Below are 17333 nucleotides of genomic sequence, written 5' to 3' on the forward strand. Positions count from 1 at the left end.
ACGAACTTCAACAGCGAGCAGTGCACAGCGACCGCGAGCGCGACCAGAACCCGGACGATACCTCGTCACGATTCGAAGGTCCGCCGTCCTGTGTGCGGCTGAGCCGCTCCGGGTTGACCCAGCCGAGCATCACGAGAACGGTGGCAAGGGCAAACAGCACGATGACGAGGCCGAGCACAGACTTCCCCCGTAGACCGAAGACTTCAAACTGACCATCCGTAGCACCAGATCAGGACGGCACGACGGCAAGACGGCAAACCGATTCCGGACGCATTCCACCGCCACTCCCCCGACCTCGCCTGCTACCTGCGGAACCGGTGGAACTGGCCGCGCAACTTGGGCATCCAGCGCGGCAGCCAGGTCATAAGGGCCGCCGTCGCGGCCAGGCTGCCGAGTGTCACGAAGAAGGCGCCCGGATAGAGGTGGTTCACCCAGCATGGCTGCCACTCTTCGAGGCAGGGCTTCGAAGAACTCCTCTTTCCGGGGATCGCGCGGGAGACAGCCAATCCGATCACCACGGCCACGGCCGCGTACACGAGGCCGACCACGGTCCATTTGGTCGAGCGCGTGTCGCCGGCCGAGTTGGCCCGGCGGAAGGAGCGCTTGGCGGCCGTGAACGTGAGCGGAAGCAGCACGCCGATGGTGATGCCGAATCCGATACCGGTCGCCGGCCAGTACGCGGCCAGATCCCACAACTCGTCACCGAGCCACAGTGACAGTGCGAAGAAGCCGACGAGAGCTACCACTGCGGCGGCCTGCTTGGCGACCGCCTTTCGGCTCACCTTGGAACGGTTCATCAGCGGATCCTCTCGGTGGTCCTGTTCTTGTGCGTGCGGCCGGTGCGCGGTCGCGGCCGCGAGCCCGCCTGTCCGCGCGGCGTAGGAAGTGAGCGAGCCGTGGCGGCTCCTGCAGCAACCGTGGTGCCGGGGCAGCCGGAACGGCTGCGATGAGGTCCCTGTCACCTGAGGGCCGGTGTCGAGGAACGGACGCCCCAGCACGATGTGAAAGGCCGTCGAGCCTGTACGCCGTCTTCGAAGAACCCCAGGTCAAAGCCCACACAGTCCGGAACCGCGGGCACTCCCGCGAGCTCCCTCACTGCCACCCCCGACGATCCAGCACCTCGTGCCACTCACATCCCGGTGACACAACCTAATGATCATCAAGACTCGCTGGCAAAGATCAAGATTCGATGCACAGCACAGCCACCGGTGTGGTCGGGGTAGCCGGATCACGTTGCCGTGACCAGGTCCCCTCGGAACTCGAACCAGTTGGTTAATTCACATTCACGTGGGCTGTCCGGTTCGTACTGGACTCCGGCGGTCAGCGCCTGCTTGCAGAGAGGGCAGAGCCCTTGCTGCCTGACCGCCAGGAGAAGACTGGTCTTGTTCATCGGCAGAGGCTCTCCCTTCCGGCGGGTCCCGCCCGTACCCAGTGAGAGCGGGGTCGTCCGGGCGCTCCGCCCTTGACGAGACGGTGGCGGACGATGCCTGCCCACACGAACTTGATGAGGTGTCGGGCGGGCGGCAAGCTGATCATCAAGCCGAGCACGGCGGCTTGCGCGATGCTCCGGGCGCCGCTGCGGACCGAGGTGCAGACCCTGCATGGCTCCACTGCCGAGGCCGAGCTCATGTTGTGCGCAGTCAAGGTGACTGGAAATTTCCTGATCGCTGGCATCGGCGCTCCGACAGGGCTTGTTGAAAGTGACTGCCGGAGATGCAGGACGTCGTTGGTGCCGGTAACGATGAAGCGTGGCGACTCAGCGAACGAACAGGCGGTTGCCTATTGGTGATGGTGGTGGTTCCAATGACAGCATGATCATCCGGATGCCCCACCGCGGCGAGACATGAACGCACCGCCAGCCCAGGCCCTCGACCGGAGCAGACCGTGACCGCATCGTCCCAGGGAGACGCCATCCGATGAACACGCCACCATCGCCGTCCGAAGCGGAGCACACGGACAGTTCATCCGTCCGTCTGGGCGTTCTCGTTCCGCTGACGCGGCCCGGTTGGGTCGAGGCGGGCCGACACCTGCTCGCAGGACTCGAGCTGGCCGTGCGCGAGGTCAACGACGCCGGTGGTATCGGCGGCAGGCATCTCGAGCTGGTGATCCGGGACACCGCGGCCGATCCGGAGCGGGCCGCGGCGGCCGTGGACGAACTGGCCGGGCTGGGCGTGGCCGCCGTGGCGGGCGAGTACCACAGTGTCGTCGCCCGCGCCGCCGCCGTCCGGGCCGACGCCCTCGGCGTGCCGTTCCTCTGTTCGTCCGCGGTGCTCGACACGCTCACCGAACAGCCGACGGAGTGGGTCGCGCGCCTGGCCCCGGCCCAGTCCCGCGGCTGGCGGGTCTACGCGGACTTCCTCCTCAACACAGGTCGGCGGCGGATCGTCGTAGCGACTCAGCCGAGCGTCTACTGGGCGTCCGGGACTCGCGTCCTGCGGGAACACCTCGCTTCCCGCGGCGGCACCGTCGCCGAACTCGACGCGAACGCGCTCACTCCCGAGGCCCTATGCGACGCGCTCGTCGACCATGGCGCCACGGCGCTGCTCCTGCTGGTCGGCCACCCGGAGCCCGCAGTGTCGATCGTCAGGGCCGTCCGGGGTGACCGGCGGCTTGCCAAGATCCTGATCGGCGCACCGGCCGGGCAACCGGAGTTCGCCGAATGGGCCGCAGCGCTGGGCAAAGACGGCGCCGGCATCCCGTTCCTGCGCTACCTGCCCGAGCGCCACGGTCCGCTCGGCGAACGCGTCGGGAAGGAACTCCGCGAGCGGCTGGGAGATGCGCCGTCCTTCGTCGCCTTCGAAGGCTGGGACACCGTCACCGTCCTTGCCGAGGTGCTGCGTTCCCACGGCACGGAGCGGGCGGCTATCGCCGACTCGTGGCCGCGCGTGGCGGTCGAGGGCACCCGCGGGACGATCCGCTTCTCCCGCACGCCAGGCATCAACGCGTGGCAATGGGCCTGGGCACCCATCCAAGTCGTCGATCGGGACCCGGCGGAGCCCAATCGCCTTCGAGTCCTCCAAGCCGACTGAAGGTACGCGGTCCTCGTCTCCGCGCATACGGGTTGCCGCTCGCCCGGAGTTCCTGCAGGTCCGTGGTGTGGGGCCGAATCGTGGATCGCCTCGATCTTCTCCTGCAGTGGACCTTGAAGGCGCCCCTTCCGTCCGATGGTCGGAAGGGGGCCTGGAGAATGCGGACTTGGGTGTGTGTAGGTAACGCCGATGGCCCCGGCGAACATCTGAAGCGACTCCCGCACACCCAGGATCTCTTCGTCGGCATCGTAGGGGTGGGCGCCGCCCGGACCACATCAGCAGCTCAACCAACACACCCGCGGCTGGCGTGACCCTGGCCATCGGCCTGGCCATCGCGAGAGGACACCCATGGGGTTTCCTGGCGCACACTTTCAGCGCCAACTGGCTCGCGGTGTCGCCATATGAATCACTCGGTCACGCTCCCATTCACGACGCTGCGTGGACGCTGGCGGGGGCGACGTACTCGGCGACACGAGCCGCCTCCAGCAACCGTCTCCACGAGCGGACCGTCGGCCTGCGGCGTAGGAGGGCGCGGCGTTCGCGCTCTGTCATGCCGCCCCACACGCCCCACTCGATCCGCTCGTCGAGAGCTTGAGCCAGGCACTCCAAGCGCACCGGGCAGCCGCTGCATATCGACTTCACTCGGTTCTGCGCTGTTCCTTGTACGAACAGCAGATCCGGGTCCGCGCCTCGGCATACGCCGCGCTCGGTCCAGGCGTTCGTCATGGCGCACCCATCTGTCGTCGATCACCGTGTGCATGCGACCGTAAACGGTTTGTGGCCTCTGCATGCATCACCCATACGAGTGGATTTGGCATGTGCCAGCGGCGCGATCCTCATGTCGCTCCAGCTCGGGGGCAGTGCTGCACCATCAGCTCGAATGAGAATTCGCCAGGCAGACCCTCGGCGTAGCCGACATGCTTGCTTGCCGTCGCCTGCCTCGACCAGAGGCAACTGCGCCCCGAGGGCGCCGAATGAACCGGCCACGACCGGTTCCTGCTCGCCACCGGGCACTACATGATCGCCCTGTACGCCGCACTCGCCGAGGCCGGAGCCATCCTCAGCTCAGCTCAGTTCGGCTCGGAACGCAGTGACCGCATCACCCGTGATCGAGACACAGTGGGAGCCGTCTGCTGCCGTATCAACGGTGACCCTGACATTTCCTGGCCGCCGCGTCGCCTCGCCTTGGCGACCCGTGAACTCGAGGCGCTCATCCGAGGCGGGAGCCAGGCCGTATCGCACCGGATAGGCCCCGAGCGGCCCGTATCCGTTGCCCGTGACCGGGTCTTCCACGATGCCGATGGCCGGGGCAACCATCCGTGCCCAGGTCAGGAGATGGTCCTCGCCCGTGGCGCGGGTGAAGACGAAGAAGCCGTTGCTGCCTCGTACGCGATGGCGGGTTCTGGCACGCACTCGGTGAAAGGCCTGCTGGTCCTGCGGCAGCCGGACTATCGAGGTACGCGGCCACCATCGATTCCGAACTACGCGTGCCGGATAGAACCACCGAAGTTCGCTCACAGAAGGTGTGCCAGAACCGGTAACGGGAGTCAGCTGCCGACGACCGGCTTCGGGACACACTGCGAGGGCCGCCTTCTTGATCAATTTCGATGACTGACGACACCCGCGTGGTCCTCCTGGCGGCCGCGTGGGGCACCGGGTGGCACGGCCGACCTGAGGGAGGGTGCTGGGCGACTCCCAATCGAGACGTTCGAAGGCATCCCGCCACCGCTGCCAGGCAAAGCACCCCGATGAGGGGGCGGTTGCCGGCCCCGGACGACTACGGCCCAGCCGGCCAGCGCCCTTCGCATCCGGCCCCGCCCCGCGGAGACCGTGTGCACTTTTTCCGGACTAACAGATTTCTGATGCACTTTTGACTCGCATGGGTGATCATCAGCTCACCTGAAATTCCATCACGGAGGCATGCATCCATGAGACCTAGATTCACACGTGCCGTTCTGCTCGTCTCGGCCGCCGCACTGACACCGGCCCTCCTCTTCACCGCACCGGCGTTCGCCGAGAGCCCGGCGGCGTCGGCCCCGGCCACGAGCACCGCGGCCGCCGTGCTCGACACACCGGTGGACGAGATGTCGGAGGCCGAACTGCGCGCCGCGATCGGCGTCATCCTGGCGGACGAGGACAGCGGCCGCGGGGTCGTCCGAGAGGCCAATGAGGCCCTCAACGGCACCGTGGAGGACGTGAGGAGCTTCTTGAAGACCGGCTACCGGCTGGCCCAGGCGGAGGACGACCGGGTGGCCATCGCTCGCATCCTCCACGCAGCAACACAGAACAAGGACAAGCGAGTCATCCAGGAAGCCAACAAGCTCCTCGACAACGACTCCCCCGAGGAGATGCGCACCTGGCTGGAGACCGGCTACCGGCTGGCCCAAGCCGAGGACGACGCCGTCTACATAGTTCGCATGCTCGCGGACCCGAACATCAGCGACGCACTCCGCGCCGCTGTCAACGCTGCGCTGGACGACGGCTCCCCAGAAACCCTGCGCTACTTCCGCGAGGTGGGTCAGTACGAGGTGGACGGCTAAGTCGAGCGGGCGCTCTCGCCCAAGCGACCCGCTGCCCGGGGCCGCTCCGGGGGTCGCCGCCGGCCGGGCAGCAACAGTTCACGGGGCAGCGCGGGAAAGTCCGCCGCAGGCTGGTGCGCACTCAGCAGAAGGCCCCGAAGGGGGCCGGCTGGGGCCCAGTGTCCCGGCGGCACCATCCCGCGTAACCCCTCTGCGCAGGTGACGAATGCACGGGCGGCCGTGCGGGCGGTGGGGATCAGTGGGCCTTGTCAGCCGGCCGATGGGGTGAGGACGGAGCGGACGAACGGGCCACCGTGCGCGGCGGCGTACGCGGCGACGTACGCGACAGCGTCGTTGACGTCATCGAGGCCGAACGACCGGACCCGTTCGGGGGCGAGATCCAGACTGCCCGAGGCGAGGAGCGGGATGATGCCGAACATTGACTGTACGCGGATACATCCACTGTCCGCGCACGGTGACCGAGTTGCGCATGATCCATGGGTACGGGAGGGCAAGGTCGTCGCCACCGAACATGCCGATGCCGCCCATGAGGACGACGCGGCCGTACTCGCGCACGGTCATGGCCGCCGCGCGCGCAAGCCGAGCTGGGTGCGCTCGGCGGGAGCAGGTCGATCACCATGTCGATCGGGCCGTCGGCCGCCGCGGACATCGCCGCGCGGTCGATGGCCTCGTCCCCGGTCAGCGGGACCGGACGCAGCCGCGGACCGGAACGGGTAGACAGGAGGTCGAGCGCGGCCTGATTGCGGCCCGGGGCGACCACGCGGCCCGCTCCCGACTGGCTGACGAAGCTCCGCATGGTCGCCGGCGGCTTCGACGTGACGACGGTGCCCTCCCGGCTCTCACCGGTGCTGCCACCCGGGGTGAGCCTGCTGCGCGTCGACGCCCCCCCCCCCGAGATCCACCGAGTGCTCGTGGCACGCCTCCCCGGCCACCCCGCCCCGGCGATCACGGCCGTCACCCGAGCGATCACTTCGACCGCCTGAACCGCCGCCCAGGCCGCGTACGATCGCGTGTACCCCCTTCCCCTCGCGAGTGGGCCCCGCGGTCACTCACCGGCGGCCCGTTCTTCGCAGTACTGGCGATCGATTTCGCCGTCGTCACGGCCCTGCACAAACTCTTCGCGCCCCGCGCCCCGCGCCCCGCGCCCCACGCCCCGCGGCCGCGCATAACGGCCGACGGCAGCTGGCCTTCTGTCGAGGCAAGCGGACTCGTTGCCGGTGGACAACGCCGCACTGGTCGGGGGGTTTGGTGTTCACCCTCTCACCAAAGGCTCTCAAACCACCCTCTAAGAAAACCCCAGTGACTACACCCTCGGAGGAGTCACTCACCCAGGCCCTTTCCCGCACCAACAACACGACCGACATGCTGGTCTGGGTACGAAGGGCCGGACTGCCGGGGCCCGTCCACTCCCCGATGTCACTATCGCGTGTCGCTGCTTCCCACCGACACTGTCAACTGGTCCAGTTCGCTGCCGATCGCTTCCCGCAGTACGTCATGCTGCGGGCCGAGCCTGAACTGCTCGTCACCCCACCGTTCACGCGGATACAGCCACACCGGAGCACCCACCACCTCGGCCGGCTCCCACTCGAACCGTGGCCACACATGCGCATGCAGGAACGGGTCCGTGTTCCCCAGGATCTCCAGATTCACCCGCCTAAAAGCCTGGTCCAGCCGCCTACAGGCCCGCTCCACCGCTTCACCGAGCTGGTCCATGTCGGACAGGAACGACAGCCGCTTCGCCCTCGGCAGGTCCGACAGCCGCTGCACACCGGGTTCATCCACGAGAAGAACCGAATAGCCCGGCAGAAACTGAACGTCCCCGATCACCGCGAACCCCGACGTCAAACGCCGCAGCACCGTGGGGTTTTCACCCCGCAGAGCAGACCCGACCCGATCCATCCGCCAGTCACCGGTCATGGAACGAACCTACATGCCGGTGACCAAGAAACGCTCTGCCCTGCCTCCAGGCCCAGGCCAGCGGATCGGGCACCAGAAATCGGAGGGGCAGCGGCGTCCTCGTTGGATCGGGCCGCGTACCCTCTCCTCCGTGCCCCGTCATCCCAAGAAGCCCCGCCGACTGGTCGCCGACGAGCGGGCGTACCTGTGGACGCTGCGCCACCACCACCGCGCACCGGACAGTGGCCGGCCTGCGAACTGCCGCGAGGTTCTCACGCTGTACCCGCAACCGGCCGGCACCGGCGGCTCACTGCGCATCGTCTTCACCCAAGGTCAGGGCCGGTACGTCCCCGGCGGGTACCCCCTGGGTTCCGGGGACGTGGGGTACGTCCGGGGTGGCTCCCTGAACCTGCACGAACCGAGTGCCGTGCGGGCCCTGCTCGACGCGGCGGTGGCCCGAGGGTGGCAGCCTCATGAGCGGCGGGCGGTGGAACTCGACGGCTGGCCCTTGCTGCAGGCGACAGTCGGCGTCCCCACCGGTGGCGCAGGCACTGGCTCGCTACTCCCTTAGGCCCACGGCTCTCCAGCCCCGCCGGGCGGCTTCGGACAGGACACGGTGCCAGTTCTTCAGCAAATCAGTGAACGCATCGAAGTCCCCGACCCACTCCTGGGGATCAGCGGCATGCTTCCCGAAGGCCTCACGCAACCCGCCCTGCCCGGGGTGTATCCGCTGCGACGTCGCGGCCAGTTCTCGCACGCTCTTCGGCGACCGTGCTGGCGACCGTGCGAGCAGGATGCCGTAGCTGACAGCGGGGTCACCGCTGAAGAAGCCGGGATCCACGTGGTCCGCCTCGCCGTCCAGCCCTTCCCAGATCGGGCCGAGCAGCAAGGTTGCCACGCCGACCCAACCACCACTTCGCTGTCGCCCGGACGAACACAGCACCGTACGGTACGACATCCGGTGCCGAGCAGGTCACCAGCGAAGTCGCCAGCGCGACGCACCGAGCAATTGGAGGCCACTGACGGTACGCGGGGTGGCTGCAATGCCAGGAGAACGACTCGTTTGTCCATCACCAGGCGCGGCAGACTTGGCCGATCGGTGAGAAGCGTGAGCCGAAGGTCCCCGTCCGGCGAATGCGCAGGAGGGCGCCCCAGTTCGAGGACACATTCGCCCCGGGGCTCTGAGCAGCACGGAACCTCTAACGGAATTCTTCCGCGTGCTCTTCTGCCCACGAGCGGAACGTGCGCGCCGGCGCTCCGGTGATCTCTTCCACCGTGGTAGTGATCAAGCCGGATCGGGCCCGTGAATCAGCGCTGGCCAGCAGGGCTTCGACGAGGGCGAGCGGCCTGCCGTCTGCGAGCATCTGCTGTCGGTCGTGCGGATCCGGCGGTTCAGCGGATGGCCGGTGATGGCCGGTGATGGCCGGTGGCGGAACGGCAACCGATTCCGCCGTGCTGGGCGGGTGCCGCTCCCACAGGCGGGCGGGCAGCACCCGCACTCACCGGCCGGTGGCACGTACCCGCCTTCTCCTCAGCCCGCTGCTGTGGCGATGACCTCGTCCAGGACCTCGCGTGTGTACAACAGGTCCTTGATCGAGCGGTCGACCCGGGCACGCTCTGCCGTCAGCTGCTCGACCAGCCACGGCGTGGCCGTCTCTGCCGGGCCCCCGTCGTGGTCCCGCATGCAGGGCAGGAGACTTGCGATCTTCTCGCCGCACAGCCCGGCGGCCAGTAGCTGCTGGATGAGGATCACGCGGTCCACAGCAGCCTCCGGGTACTCCCGGTGCCCTCCAGCCGTGCGCTCCGAGGCCAGCATGCACTTCTGCTCGTAGTAACGCAGGGAACGTACGCTCACTCCCGTACGCCGGGACAGTTCACCGATCTTCATGAATCCCCCAGCCCCTCACCGGATCAAGAATTGAACCTGACATCAGTGTCAGATCTTATGGTTCCCGCATGACGAACACAGCCCCTTCTCCTCTGCTCACCCCCTACTCCTCAAACAGCCTCTCCCTCCCCAACCGTCTTGTCATGGCCCCCATGACCCGCTTCCGCGCACACGAGGACGGCACACCGCTCCCGGTCGTCGCGGAGTACTACGCACAGCGCGCGGAAGCCGGCCTCCTCATCACCGAGGGCATCTGGCCACACCGCCGGGGCCAGAGCGGCTGGCGTATCCCGGGCCTGGAGACCGAGGCCCACATAGCCGGCTGGCGTGCGGTGACCGAGGCCGTGCACGCGCGCGGCGGCCGCATCTTCGCACAGCTCATGCACGGCGGTCGTCAGGGACACCCGCGTTCGCGGCTGCTCGGCGACCTCCCGGCCGGCCCCTCCGCGGTACCGGTTCCCGGCCCCGTCCACGTCAAGGACGGCAAGGCCGATGCACCCCTGCCGCTCGAAATGACAGCGCAGGACATCCGCACCGCGATCGATGATCACGTCAGCGCCGCGCGCAACGCGCTTCGGGCAGGCTTCGACGGTGTGGAGCTCCACGGGGCCAACAGTTATCTGATCCACCAGTTCCTCGCCGACAACACCAACCGCCGCGACGACGCGTACGGGCGCGACAAGACGCGGTTCGCCATCGAACTGGTCACCGCAGTCGCCGAGGCCATCGGAGCACCCCGGCTCGGGCTCCGGCTCTCCCCCGGCAACCCGCAGTTCGGGATGACCGAGCACGCCCCGGCCCCCGTCTACCGTGCGCTGATCGAGGCGCTGAACCCGCTCGGTATGGCGTACCTCCACCTCACCGACAACGACCACTACCCGGCCCTGGCAGACCTGCGCCCCCGGTGGAACGGCACCCTCATCGCCAACGTCGGCGAGAATCACGCGCCCACCACCCAGCAACAAGGTGAACGCGTGCTCGCACAGGGCCACGCAGACCTGATCTCCTACGGGCGCGCCTTCCTCGCCCACCCCGACCTGCCCGCACGCATCGCCGTCAACGATCCGCTCGCGACGCCGATCGACGTGGAGCACCTCTACACCCACGGCGCACGGGGCTACACCGACTACCCGACGCTCGGACAACAGCGCGCCGAGCAGTCCGCCGCCCGCGCGGCATAGGCATAGGCATAGGCATAGGCATCCAGAACGACAGCGGTCAGAGGCCGCGTGCGGTGCACACCTCAGCGCGGGGATGCGACGGCTGCACAAGCGCGCACGTGGTGAGGTGCAGTTTGCATCGGCCGAGGGTGGCATCCACTGTGCCGAATCCTGGTCGGTCTTGGAGCGGTTGGTCTTCGCGGTGACCGCGACCAGGGAACGTTCCGGCGCCGAGGACGGCGGCGTGTGCCGCCGGCGGGGTGCCCGTACACCCCGACCCGGCCCAGGTTCAGAGCATCGAGGACGAAGCGGAGGTCGACAACGCGGGTATCGATCATGGTGCGGAATGTGGCCGCACCGGGTGGCCCCAGCAGTGCTGTGGGGCGGACCCGTTCCCGACCCGGCCGGGTGCTTGGGAACTCGGCCTCGCTCGCGTCTCCGGGGTGATCGACGGTGATGACCGTCCAGCCATGTGAGGCGAGGTCCACCGCGAGGGTGCTGCCCGTCGTGCGGGCGTCGCCGCCGCCGGGGCTGTACAGCAGCGCCGGACGGCGGTCGGAAAGGGGCGAAGCGCCGGTCCGGGCGTGGGTGAGGGTGGCCGCCCAGTCGACTCCCCTCTTCGGCAGCTGCGGGTGAATCCGCCAGCACGAGTCGGTGAACAGCGCGGCGGTTCCTGGAGTCAGCTGCGGGGCACGCGGGAGGCCGTGGCTGGTGGTGACCGGTGGCCGGTTGCAGGACGGTGGCCATGAGTTCCCGTACGCCGATCTCCGGCGTCCACGGATCGTTGCGCGAAGAGTCGACGAGGTAGAGCGTCTCAGCGCCGACGGGGTAGGGCCCGGCTGGTGCCGGCAGTCGCAGACGCTGAAGCGGTGCTGCCTCGCGGGGGAAGCGGCGGGTGGTGTGGTGGGCGGCAGAGGCGGGGCGGCGTCGAGCAGCAGTGCGGCGGCTCCGGACGGAGGGCTGCCGCTCGTCCCGGACGAGAGCGGCGCACCAGACTCCCCCCCTCACGGGGGTCTTGGGGCGTACCCGGCTCGCGCTGCTGCGCTCCCTGGACCAACCGCGCACGACCACGGGGTTGGCGCAGCGCGTCGGCGTCAGTAACGCGACGGCCTCCGCCCATGCCTCCGCGCTGCGCGCCGCCGGCCTGATCTCCACCACCCGCACGGGCCGCTCTGTACGTCATACGCGAACAGCCCTGGCGGAGCTGCTGCTGAGCAGCCGTGCGGCCGGCGACTGAGCACCCGGTAGCCGGTCGCCGCGTGCGGGTCGGTGTCCGGCGCGATGCCGATGGCCGCACTCCAGCAGTGTGCCGCTGGCGATACGGACCTCCGGACGTACCCGTGGTGCGTCCCGGCTCTCCTCCTTCCCCACCCGTCGGAGGTCCCTCGCCGCCGTGTTCGGGTCCGTCACGACGAGCCGTCGCCTCATGCCCGGCTCCCCCGTCGCGTTCGTTGCACACAGTTGCGGCGCGGCCCTCCTGCGCCCGCCACGCAGGGGCAAGGGGCCATGCACCGCCTTCCGGGCGGCTGTGGTGACCCCCGAAGCAGGGGATTCCCATATGAGCAAGCCCTAATGGTGACTGAACCACCAGGTGATGATGCCGGTAGCTGCCGTGGCGCCGGCCCCGTAAGCGATGCCTCGGACGGCACTGAACAGCGCGGACTTGCCCAGGCGCCGCGCAATCACTCGTCGTGCACTTCCTGACCGCTTCCAGTGAACGGCGTTCATGGATTCACCTGCCCTGATCGATGGTGCTGTGGACGGGGAGGACTTCATCCGCAGGCGGTGGCCGTTGGTCTCCTGTTATCGGGTATATCCCCGGAGGAACTGGCTGATTGGGCTGCCTAACGCATGGCTACGGGGAATGACGGCTTACAACAGAATCTGACAACTTTGAACGCCGCCGGGTGGCAGTCTGAAGGCGAGGCGGGGCACTGGGCCCAGCCGGCACGAGACAGGGGTCCGCATGGTGAGGCACGGCGGGAGAGGATTGGCCCGCCCTGCGCTGTCCGATGGGCCGCTGAAGAACCTCAACGACGCCTTGCACGAATTGCATCGCCGTGCCGGGCGCCCGAGCCTGCGGGAGCTTGAGGCCGACATCAAGGCCGAGGACAGCCTGCCGGTACCGCCCAGCCACACGCGGATCTACGACGTGTTCAGCAAGGCTCGCGTACCGGACTCGTCCCTGCTGTGCTGCCTCGCCTTGGTCATCGCCCGGCGAGGCCACGCTCTCGATACCGAGATCGATCCCGGAGCGGAACCGGACCGCTTCTACCGAATGTGGCTCGCTGCCGATGCGGCAGAACGGCAGGCGACGTATGACTCGCTCGCCCCGGATCCGGTCACTGCTGCCGCGCCGCAACAGGCATCTGCCGTGCCCGACCCACCCGTTCCTCCCCTCACGGACAGCCCGCCCGCTCCCCCGCCCTCGGACACCTCATCCGCTCCCCCACGGCGCGAGGGCATCGCGGCAATGCTGCGGCGAGCTGGGGCGTCAAGGCGCCGGCAACTGAGCAGCGCGGGCACGGCAGAACTCCCTCCGGCGGCTGGGCTCCAGCCCCGGCACGATCGCCAACTTCTCCACGCGATGCTGCCGCATCCTCTCGATTCTCGCGCCGTGTTCATCGGCACCTCGGCCTACGACACCCTCCCGGAACTGCCAAGCGTCCAGAACGGGCTCCTGGACCTGTGCGGGGCCCTGACCTCCCAGTACGGCACTTTTCACCCCTCCAACGCCAGAACGGTCCTCAATCCAGGCAGCGTTACGGAAGCTCTCGCGCCGCTGGAGGAGGCGGCATCCGAAGCGGCAGACACCCTGGTTCTCTACCTCGCGGGCCACGGGCTGCTCGACTCCTACGATGGCGAACTGTCGCTTGGGATGGTCAGCTCCCGCCCCGGCGTGTCGTATACCGCGTTGCCCTACAACTGGGTTCGCGAACTCATCGCCAACAGTCCCGCCCGACGCCGCATCGTGATCATGGACTGCTGTTTCAGCGGGAGCGTGCTGCACACCATGGGCGCAGAGGACCTGGCACCGGCCTCGGCCATCGAAGGCACCTACCTGATCACCTCGACATCGCCCACTGCCAGAGCCATGGCCCCAGCCGGCCAGCAGTACACCGCCTTTACGGGAGAGTTGCTGCGCATCCTGAGTGCGGGCATCCCGGGCGGACCGGAAGTGCTGGACCTGGATTTGATCTACCAGCACCTCAACGGCGAACTGGCACGGCAAGGCCTGCCAAGGCCGCAACGCCAGGACCGAAACGGCCTCGGCCGACTCGGTCTGGCCCTCAATCCCGCCGCCGGCCCGACCGGCTGATCCGTCGCTCCTGGGCGGCCGTCCCTGCGACGCCTCGCGCCACGTGGCAGACACTCATCAACGGCATGGGCGTCCGGCCGCCGAGGACAACGGGCGCGGCGTTCGATGAACATCGGGGTGCGCCGCGGCGCCGTACCAGGCCGCAGAGTGGCGGGGCCCCGCGCATAACCTGGCCCTCCGGCAGGACCCTTCAGAGGGCTGGGAATCGAGGACGACGTGAGGGCGCTCGGGATGTGATCCGGGACGACGTGAGGGCGCTCGGGATGTGATCCGGAGCGGCGTGCGGTTGGTGGCCGGGGATCCGGAGTCGGTCGGCGGCAACCAGATCGTCGACCGGCTCGGCGCGGGCGGGACGGGGGTTGTCTACCGCGCGCCCTCGGTCTCGGGGCGGACCTACGCAGTGAAGGTGATCCGTACGGAGCTCGCCGAGGACGGCGGCCGCGACTACGTTGCGGTCGACCGCTCGGTCATGGGCGGCAAGGGCACCGCGGTGGACTTTGGGAAACGCACTCCCCTCAACACGCCCACCGACATGCCGATGACCGCCTCGGACGACTTCTTCTACGCGCCCTCGACCGACGGGACGATCACTGCCGTGGACTGCCGGCGAGACCGCGTCGCCCGGCGCAAGCGGAGCCCGCGGCATCAGCCACCTCGCTGTGCAGGACGGAAGGATCCTGCTCACCGACGCCCAGTGACGGCTGCACACCCTCGAAGCCCTCACCGGCCGCCACCTGTCCACAGGCGTGGCACATCCCGGCTCCATGGACGCGGACACCCAGCACTATGCCCCCGCACCGATCGTCATCGGCGAGTCTGTTTATGGGGTGACATCCGGCAATACGCTGTACCGAACCCCCTTGCCGGCCCAGAGCTGACCGACGGTCCGGGGCCGGCCCCGGACACCATTGCCCACTGCAATCAGAGAAGAAAGGAACCGTGCAGCGCTTGGCGTCCGGGGAGCGAGCCAAGGCGTGCGATGCGCATCAACGCCGCCCCTGGGCAGGGTGGCGGCGTGCAAGCGGATGCCGCAGCGCCAGCACCCCGCCCCCCGCCCCCCGCCCCCCGCCCCCCAATACGGTCATGGCAGGAGCGTGTCAGACGACCTTGATGCTGATTCCGACGAAAGTGTCCGAGTCCCCAGGCTCGATGCCGGTAGCCGCAGGGCCCGCGCAATCCGGCAGGGCGAATACCAGAGCCGTACCGCTTGTGTTGTTGGTGATGTCCAGGGCAAGCGCGCTTGATGTGACGGCGATACAACCAGTGGGGTTCACGTACTCGCGGTGACCGAGTGGGCTGTCAACGACCAGGGTTCCCTGCGCCGCGTATGCGGATCCAGGTAAGGCCAGGGCAAGCACTGCTGTCGTGCCGAGCGTTGCGAGCGTCGTGGCGAGGCGTCGTTGCATGGGATTTCTTTCTGTCGAAGCAGATGGAAGAGGTGCCGCGACGGAGCAATGCGCCGTTTGAGTGATCGACAATCCGACGCTCTGGGCAACCACCCCTGTGAGTGAATCCTTTCCGGACGACTGGTTCCTCCCCTTTTCGAGGACCGCTCGGAGCGACCTTCACTCTCCTCGGTATTCGGAAAACCGGTGGAAGGGCCGCGAGTGGTGCATCTGGGACCCTACGGTCCGGCGCCACCGCGGAGGGCCTGCCGACGGCCTCCTTCGCCGGCCAGCGTGCGACGCGGCGGGAGCGCCGCCGTGGGCCCCGCCCCGTCCAGGTCATTCGTCCGGTCGAGTGGAGCTTCCGAATCCCATGCGGCTGAGCAGCCTGTCGCGTGTGACGAGTGTGTGGAAGAGCACCGCGCACATGTGTGCGGTGAAGAGCGCGAACAGCAGGTACGCCAGGAGTGTGTGCGTCTCCCGCAGCACCGCATACAGACCCTGGTCGGCGGGGAGCAGTGCCGGAAGGCGCAGTGGTCCCCACAGCTCGACGGGTGTGCCGGCCGCCGACACCATGCCCCAGCCGACGAGCGGCTGCGCGAACATCAGGGCGTACATGAGGCATTCGGAGCCGGACGCCGCGATCCGTTCCCATGGGCCCATGCTCGGGGGGTGGGGCGGTGGCCTGTGCAGAAGCCGGTTGATGAAACGGAGTACGACGAGGGCGAGGATCAGCGTTCCGAGTGGCTGGTGGAGGGAGCGCAGTTCGGCGTAGTGGGCGGGGGAAGTCACCATGGCGGCCCCGATGAACAGCATGGCGATCACCGCCGCCGCCATCGCCCAGTGCAGCAGGCGCGAGAACAGGGTGAACCTCGGCGGGGCCGCCGTCTCGCCCCGGCCGCGCTCCGTCGTCTTCGCTCGTGTGTTTCCGACGACATGGGGGTGTTTCTCGTTGTTTGTGGGTGTGTTCACTGCAGCACCTTGGTGACGTCGACGGGGCTGGGCTGCTTGGGCTCGCCTGCGCGGCGCTTGTAGGACTGGGAGTAGACCGCCGAGCGGGCGCTGAGCAGTGGATCGTCGGATCCGGCGATTCCGTCCGGCAGGACGAGCGGGTCGAAGTTGACGTCGCGGCTGTTTCCCTCGGCCTCGGTGTGTACCGCGTCCAGCGTCAGCGTCCCGGCGTCGAGCTTCCTGCGGGCGGCGGGCCAGGGCCGGGTGGCGTCGTGCGTGGGGTCGTCGGCGTGCCCGACCGTCAGCATCAGCCGCCAGCGCAGCGGCCCTTCGGCAAGCTTGGCGATCAGCGTGTCGAACAGGTGGTTCTTGCCTATCGCCGTGCCCGCACCGTTCCCGTCGCCCGTCTTGGCCGGTCTGACCGGCTGCAACGGCGTCAGCGACCAGCGCACGGGGACGGTGGTGCCCGCCGCGTTGGTGAAGCGGAAGGCGTTCAGGCCGTAGAAGGTGCTGTCGTCGAAGCCTGAGGTGGGCGGGTGCTTCTTGTTGTACGCCATCGCCGCGGCCGTCTCGGGGTGTGCGGCGAGGAAGTCGGCCATCTTGCGCGGGTCGGGCTTTCCCGTGGCGGGCACTGGCTTGGCCGCGAGGATCCGGTCGTAGAAGCCCTGGGGTGTGCTGTCGAGGAAGACCGGAGTGTTGATCATGGCCGTGCGCCACTGCTCTCCGCCTGGCAGGTCGAAGAGCAGGCCCAGCCCTCGTGCCAGGGGGCTGGCGTCGGCGACGTCCGGCGCGCCGCCGGAGAGGGAGAACCGCCCCGTCACGGGGGTGGTCCGCCCGGACTCGAACACCGAGGCCTTCGACACTTCGCGCCCGCCGCGGGCGACGAAGTGCCCGGAGACGCTCACGCCCTTGGCGTGGTTGCGCCGGAAGCCGGTGTGCTTGCCGGCGACGCGCTCGAAGCGGTCGACGAAGCGCGCTGGGGTCAGTCTGTCCTCAGGGAGCAGGTCGGCGGCGTACGCGAAGGCGCCCACATTCGCCGCGCCGACGCCGACGGTGGCGGCGAGCCCGAGCAGAGCGCGCCGGCTCAGGGCAGGCGCCGGGGCCGGCCGGAGTGAGGGAGGGGGCGTCGCCGCCCCGTTGTCCTCGTTCATTCCCCTCCTCCCCC

Annotated in this window: 17 protein-coding genes and 2 pseudogenes; 7 read left to right on the forward strand and 12 right to left on the reverse strand. The window is 68.5% G+C overall.

The window, feature by feature from the left end; all coding sequences use genetic code 11:
* Window positions 1–302: 302 nt before the first annotated feature.
* The gene (locus ACIGQF_RS31800) at window positions 303–797 is read right to left on the reverse strand and encodes a hypothetical protein (protein WP_399717470.1); all 495 of its coding nucleotides are present in this window, start codon (window positions 795–797) and stop codon (window positions 303–305) included.
* Window positions 798–1483: 686 nt separating this feature from the next.
* On the opposite strand from ACIGQF_RS31800, the gene ACIGQF_RS31805 reads away from it, so the two are divergent.
* Window positions 1484–1789 carry a hypothetical protein gene (locus ACIGQF_RS31805; protein WP_399717473.1) on the forward strand — a complete coding sequence of 102 codons (306 nt, stop codon included), beginning with the start codon at window positions 1484–1486 and terminating at the stop codon, window positions 1787–1789.
* Between the two features lie 127 nt (window positions 1790–1916).
* The gene (locus ACIGQF_RS31810) at window positions 1917–3029 is read left to right on the forward strand and encodes an ABC transporter substrate-binding protein (RefSeq protein WP_399717475.1); all 1113 of its coding nucleotides are present in this window, start codon (window positions 1917–1919) and stop codon (window positions 3027–3029) included.
* 426 nt (window positions 3030–3455) lie between these two features.
* Here the strand turns inward: ACIGQF_RS31810 and ACIGQF_RS31815 are convergent, their stop codons facing one another.
* On the reverse strand, window positions 3456–3755 hold the full coding sequence (locus ACIGQF_RS31815; RefSeq protein ID WP_399717478.1) for a WhiB family transcriptional regulator: 300 nt from the start codon (window positions 3753–3755) through the stop codon (window positions 3456–3458).
* Between the two features lie 339 nt (window positions 3756–4094).
* The gene (locus ACIGQF_RS31820; RefSeq protein WP_399717480.1) at window positions 4095–4442 is read right to left on the reverse strand and encodes a PhzF family phenazine biosynthesis protein; all 348 of its coding nucleotides are present in this window, start codon (window positions 4440–4442) and stop codon (window positions 4095–4097) included.
* 515 nt (window positions 4443–4957) lie between these two features.
* Here ACIGQF_RS31820 and ACIGQF_RS31825 point away from each other — a divergent pair.
* Window positions 4958–5569 carry an ALF repeat-containing protein gene (locus ACIGQF_RS31825; protein WP_399717483.1) on the forward strand — a complete coding sequence of 204 codons (612 nt, stop codon included), beginning with the start codon at window positions 4958–4960 and terminating at the stop codon, window positions 5567–5569.
* A gap of 248 nt (window positions 5570–5817) precedes the next feature.
* On the opposite strand, the pseudogene ACIGQF_RS31830 reads toward ACIGQF_RS31825, so the two are convergent.
* Window positions 5818–6344 (reverse strand): annotated as a pseudogene (locus tag ACIGQF_RS31830) (alcohol dehydrogenase); the annotation flags it as partial.
* Between the two features lie 644 nt (window positions 6345–6988).
* Window positions 6989–7486: an HIT family protein gene (locus tag ACIGQF_RS31835; protein ID WP_399717486.1), complete on the reverse strand. Its 498-nt coding sequence runs from the start codon at window positions 7484–7486 to the stop codon at window positions 6989–6991.
* A 130-nt stretch (window positions 7487–7616) separates the two neighbouring features.
* Between ACIGQF_RS31835 and ACIGQF_RS31840 the strand changes: the two genes are divergently transcribed.
* A complete protein-coding gene (locus ACIGQF_RS31840; RefSeq protein WP_399717489.1) occupies window positions 7617–8036 on the forward strand; it encodes a hypothetical protein in 420 nt (139 codons plus the stop codon).
* Here ACIGQF_RS31840 and ACIGQF_RS31845 read toward each other — a convergent pair.
* From ACIGQF_RS31845 to ACIGQF_RS31855, 3 genes are all read right to left on the reverse strand, one after another.
* A complete protein-coding gene (locus ACIGQF_RS31845) occupies window positions 8025–8363 on the reverse strand; it encodes a hypothetical protein (RefSeq protein ID WP_399717492.1) in 339 nt (112 codons plus the stop codon). The genes ACIGQF_RS31840 and ACIGQF_RS31845 overlap by 12 nt on opposite strands.
* Window positions 8364–8664: 301 nt before the next feature.
* Window positions 8665–8964, reverse strand: a complete 300-nt coding sequence (locus ACIGQF_RS31850; protein WP_399717495.1) for a hypothetical protein — start codon at window positions 8962–8964, stop codon at window positions 8665–8667.
* Window positions 8965–8996: 32 nt separating this feature from the next.
* A complete protein-coding gene (locus ACIGQF_RS31855) occupies window positions 8997–9353 on the reverse strand; it encodes a MerR family transcriptional regulator (protein WP_399717498.1) in 357 nt (118 codons plus the stop codon).
* Between the two features lie 68 nt (window positions 9354–9421).
* Here ACIGQF_RS31855 and ACIGQF_RS31860 point away from each other — a divergent pair, with 68 nt between their 5' ends.
* Window positions 9422–10534, forward strand: coding sequence for an alkene reductase (locus tag ACIGQF_RS31860; protein ID WP_399717501.1), 1113 nt, complete (start codon window positions 9422–9424; stop codon window positions 10532–10534).
* Window positions 10535–10639: 105 nt separating this feature from the next.
* On the opposite strand, the pseudogene ACIGQF_RS31865 reads toward ACIGQF_RS31860, so the two are convergent.
* Window positions 10640–10738, reverse strand: a pseudogene (locus tag ACIGQF_RS31865) (HNH endonuclease); the annotation flags it as partial.
* Between the two features lie 790 nt (window positions 10739–11528).
* Between ACIGQF_RS31865 and ACIGQF_RS31870 the strand changes: the two are divergent.
* Together ACIGQF_RS31870 and ACIGQF_RS31875 are read left to right on the forward strand one after the other, a co-directional pair.
* The gene (locus ACIGQF_RS31870) at window positions 11529–11750 is read left to right on the forward strand and encodes an ArsR/SmtB family transcription factor (RefSeq protein WP_399717504.1); all 222 of its coding nucleotides are present in this window, start codon (window positions 11529–11531) and stop codon (window positions 11748–11750) included.
* Window positions 11751–12479: 729 nt separating this feature from the next.
* Window positions 12480–13832, forward strand: coding sequence for a caspase domain-containing protein (locus ACIGQF_RS31875; RefSeq protein ID WP_399717507.1), 1353 nt, complete (start codon window positions 12480–12482; stop codon window positions 13830–13832).
* A gap of 1097 nt (window positions 13833–14929) precedes the next feature.
* Here ACIGQF_RS31875 and ACIGQF_RS31880 read toward each other — a convergent pair.
* The 3 genes from ACIGQF_RS31880 to ACIGQF_RS31890 all read right to left on the reverse strand — a co-directional run bounded on the left by ACIGQF_RS31880 (window position 14930) and on the right by ACIGQF_RS31890 (window position 17319).
* The gene (locus ACIGQF_RS31880) at window positions 14930–15238 is read right to left on the reverse strand and encodes a hypothetical protein (RefSeq protein ID WP_399717509.1); all 309 of its coding nucleotides are present in this window, start codon (window positions 15236–15238) and stop codon (window positions 14930–14932) included.
* Between the two features lie 318 nt (window positions 15239–15556).
* On the reverse strand, window positions 15557–16189 hold the full coding sequence (locus ACIGQF_RS31885) for a cytochrome b (RefSeq protein ID WP_399717512.1): 633 nt from the start codon (window positions 16187–16189) through the stop codon (window positions 15557–15559).
* Entirely contained in the window at window positions 16186–17319 is a 1134-nt protein-coding gene (locus ACIGQF_RS31890) for a catalase family peroxidase (RefSeq protein ID WP_399717515.1), read from the reverse strand. Before ACIGQF_RS31890 ends, ACIGQF_RS31885 begins: the two co-directional genes overlap by 4 nt.
* Window positions 17320–17333: the final 14 nt, after the last annotated feature.

The sequence above is a fragment of the Streptomyces sp. NPDC053560 genome (assembly GCF_044544605.1).
GTDB lineage: Bacteria > Actinomycetota > Actinomycetes > Streptomycetales > Streptomycetaceae > Streptomyces.

Bases quoted from the DNA above. Each gene is read 5' to 3' on its own strand.
- ACIGQF_RS31800 (WP_399717470.1), bottom strand. From the start codon at position 797: ATGAACCGTTCCAAGGTGAGCCGAAAGGCGGTCGCCAAGCAGGCCGCC.
- ACIGQF_RS31805 (WP_399717473.1), top strand. From the start codon at position 1,484: ATGCCTGCCCACACGAACTTGATGAGGTGTCGGGCGGGCGGCAAGCTG.
- ACIGQF_RS31810 (WP_399717475.1), top strand. From the start codon at position 1,917: ATGAACACGCCACCATCGCCGTCCGAAGCGGAGCACACGGACAGTTCA.
- ACIGQF_RS31815 (WP_399717478.1), bottom strand. From the start codon at position 3,755: ATGACGAACGCCTGGACCGAGCGCGGCGTATGCCGAGGCGCGGACCCG.
- ACIGQF_RS31825 (WP_399717483.1), top strand. From the start codon at position 4,958: ATGAGACCTAGATTCACACGTGCCGTTCTGCTCGTCTCGGCCGCCGCA.
- ACIGQF_RS31835 (WP_399717486.1), bottom strand. From the start codon at position 7,486: ATGACCGGTGACTGGCGGATGGATCGGGTCGGGTCTGCTCTGCGGGGT.
- ACIGQF_RS31855 (WP_399717498.1), bottom strand. From the start codon at position 9,353: ATGAAGATCGGTGAACTGTCCCGGCGTACGGGAGTGAGCGTACGTTCC.
- ACIGQF_RS31860 (WP_399717501.1), top strand. From the start codon at position 9,422: ATGACGAACACAGCCCCTTCTCCTCTGCTCACCCCCTACTCCTCAAAC.
- ACIGQF_RS31875 (WP_399717507.1), top strand. From the start codon at position 12,480: ATGGTGAGGCACGGCGGGAGAGGATTGGCCCGCCCTGCGCTGTCCGAT.
- ACIGQF_RS31880 (WP_399717509.1), bottom strand. From the start codon at position 15,238: ATGCAACGACGCCTCGCCACGACGCTCGCAACGCTCGGCACGACAGCA.
- ACIGQF_RS31890 (WP_399717515.1), bottom strand. From the start codon at position 17,319: ATGAACGAGGACAACGGGGCGGCGACGCCCCCTCCCTCACTCCGGCCG.